Origin of the sequence: Infirmifilum sp. (assembly GCF_049970975.1) — an archaeon.
In the GTDB taxonomy this organism is placed as follows: domain Archaea; phylum Thermoproteota; class Thermoprotei; order Thermofilales; family Thermofilaceae; genus Thermofilum; species Thermofilum uzonense.
The window spans coordinates 1-2,032 of sequence record NZ_JBMFLX010000180.1 but is presented as its reverse complement, the minus strand read 5'-3'; the positions used below and the strand labels follow the sequence as shown (position 1 = coordinate 2,032).

General features: G+C 47.1%; 3 protein-coding genes and 1 pseudogene. 2 read left to right on the top strand and 2 right to left on the bottom strand.

Annotated elements, in window-relative coordinates:
* Positions 1–230 (bottom strand): hypothetical protein (locus ACP5KC_RS10305; protein ID WP_428287527.1); only part of this gene is annotated, 230 nt, incomplete at its 3' end.
* Between ACP5KC_RS10305 and ACP5KC_RS10300 the strand changes: the two are divergent.
* Together ACP5KC_RS10300 and ACP5KC_RS10295 are read left to right on the top strand one after the other, a co-directional pair.
* Positions 133–432, top strand: a pseudogene (locus tag ACP5KC_RS10300) (PAS domain-containing protein); the annotation flags it as partial. The gene ACP5KC_RS10305 and the pseudogene ACP5KC_RS10300 overlap by 98 nt on opposite strands.
* 1 nt (position 433) lies before the next feature.
* The gene (locus ACP5KC_RS10295; RefSeq protein WP_428287526.1) at positions 434–826 is read left to right on the top strand and encodes a transcriptional regulator; all 393 of its coding nucleotides are present in this window, start codon (positions 434–436) and stop codon (positions 824–826) included.
* A 284-nt stretch (positions 827–1,110) separates the two neighbouring features.
* Here ACP5KC_RS10295 and ACP5KC_RS10290 read toward each other — a convergent pair.
* A partial coding sequence (locus ACP5KC_RS10290; protein WP_428287525.1) for a hypothetical protein occupies positions 1,111–2,032 on the bottom strand: 922 nt, incomplete at its 5' end.

Below are 2,032 nucleotides of genomic sequence, written 5' to 3'. Positions count from 1 at the left end.
TACATCGTTAAGAGGGAGGGGGCCTCGAGCTCGAAACAGGCTTCTTGACACCGGAGGAGATCCGAAGGCGTTTTCAGGGCGCTACCACTCGAAGTAACGTACGGCGACGTAAGCGACAGGGCCAGGTTCTTCTCGGAGAGCGAGATAGCCGGCGGCTTTGTGAGGGCGAAGACCATACTGGGAAGGAGGATACCGTTCTGCCACCCACCGAGGCTCGAGAAGTACGTCATGACGAACGTCGAGGCCTTGAAGAAGGGGCAGTTCAAGTACAGAGAGTTCTGGACGAGGCTGGGAGACAGGATGATAAGGGTCATAATCGCGCCCGTCAAGAACAGGGAGGGAAAGCTACTCGGGGCACTAGAGATAGTTGAAGACTTGACGGACTTCGTGAACAACCCCGAGGAGGTCAAGAAGAAGATCCTGGTGCTATAGGATGAAGAGCATACTAGAGTTCGCCGCCAGGCACGTAGAGCCCTCGCTAAAGAGGAGCCTCGCAATCAAGCTCCTGGCCAGAGGAGTCGACCGGGGCAAGGTGGGCACGTGCTTAGGCATTTCGCCAGCCCTCTTAACGAGGTACATTAAGGGCGGGTGGGGCTTACACGACTTCACGAGAATTAAGGACGTCGACGAGAGACTGGACAAGCTCGCCGGGGAGGTAGCCTCGGGGCGAAAGTGCGGCCTAGACGCCTACACTGAGCTCTTAAACCTCACTTTTTACGTTTTGTACAAGAAGTACGCGTGTGGAATACACTACGTAGCCACGAGAGGCGTGAACCCGGCCAAGTGCAATGCCTGTCCAGCACTATTCGGCAAGCTGTTTGAGTAGAGATTCCAACACTAGTAGTGGGCGTAGCGGAGCGTTTTCTAGGCAATCCTCGCTCTACTTAAGCCCGATGTGGGGAGACGGTAGGGTATAGTGGTATTTGCCGAAGAAGAGTGGGGGTCGACGCTTTTCGATGGGCTTATGCTCGTAGTAGGCCGCAACCGTTTGTCCCTACACTTTCATCTTATTTCTAGACAAGTCTAGATCGCTGAGAATAGTGGGTCTACTTGTCATAAGGAACAAGGGTTAAAATAGGGGGTGCGTTACAAATATCAATTTACGTGATTTTAACCTTTGATAGCCACAATCAATCCCTGTATCTCCCCGCTATCCCTTATAGTGTCATAGTCTAGTTCATAGTAGCCCTTCATAATGTAGACCGGTACTAAGTAACCATCATAGGTCATATAATATCGTAGTGTTAAATCTGTTATACGTAGTTTTGTGAATGCTAACCAGCTTATATACCAATCGGTCATAGGCTCCCCTCTAGCTATCTTCCTCTCCAACTCCATCATCAGCTCGTTTACTGGTTTAACCCTGTATTCTCCTACGGCATACACATCAGCTAAGATTGTACCCTCCACTCCAACAATGTCACCTTTTGAGTTCATCAGAACGACAAGTCCAAGGTTATCAACAGTAATACCATCTAGTTTAGCGTTGACTACTACAGCTTTTACTAAGATATCCCCGTTGGCAACTAGGTAACTCCCAACTCTAACCTCATACTCTGAGAAGTACAGTAATCCTCGCTCCTTGAGAAAATCTATAGCTTTCTTAATGAGAATGTCATCAGATGGAAATAAACTAACATCACTAGAAGGAGTTTCTCTTAACTCAAATCTTAGAAAACCATTCTCCGCAGAGTACTCAAACACATGTGTAGCATTATGGAATATGTACTGCTTAGTTGTCTCATTGTAGTAGAGCTTAACAGTGTTGATACCCAGTTTCGAAGCTAAATTAAATACGTCTTGTGAGCTATTATATAGCCTTACTCTAAACACCCTTAGGTACTGTGGTGCTACCATACTGGTGCTTAACTCAGCATCTATATCAAATTCGAACGGATTCCTTTTATGGACAACCAACACACTTCCATTACTTAACTTAAATTGAACCGTTGGAAGGAGTATACCAGCTCTATCCTCACTATAGATATTAAACCTGCTAGTCGTACCAGTATCATGAACACCCTCATCAACC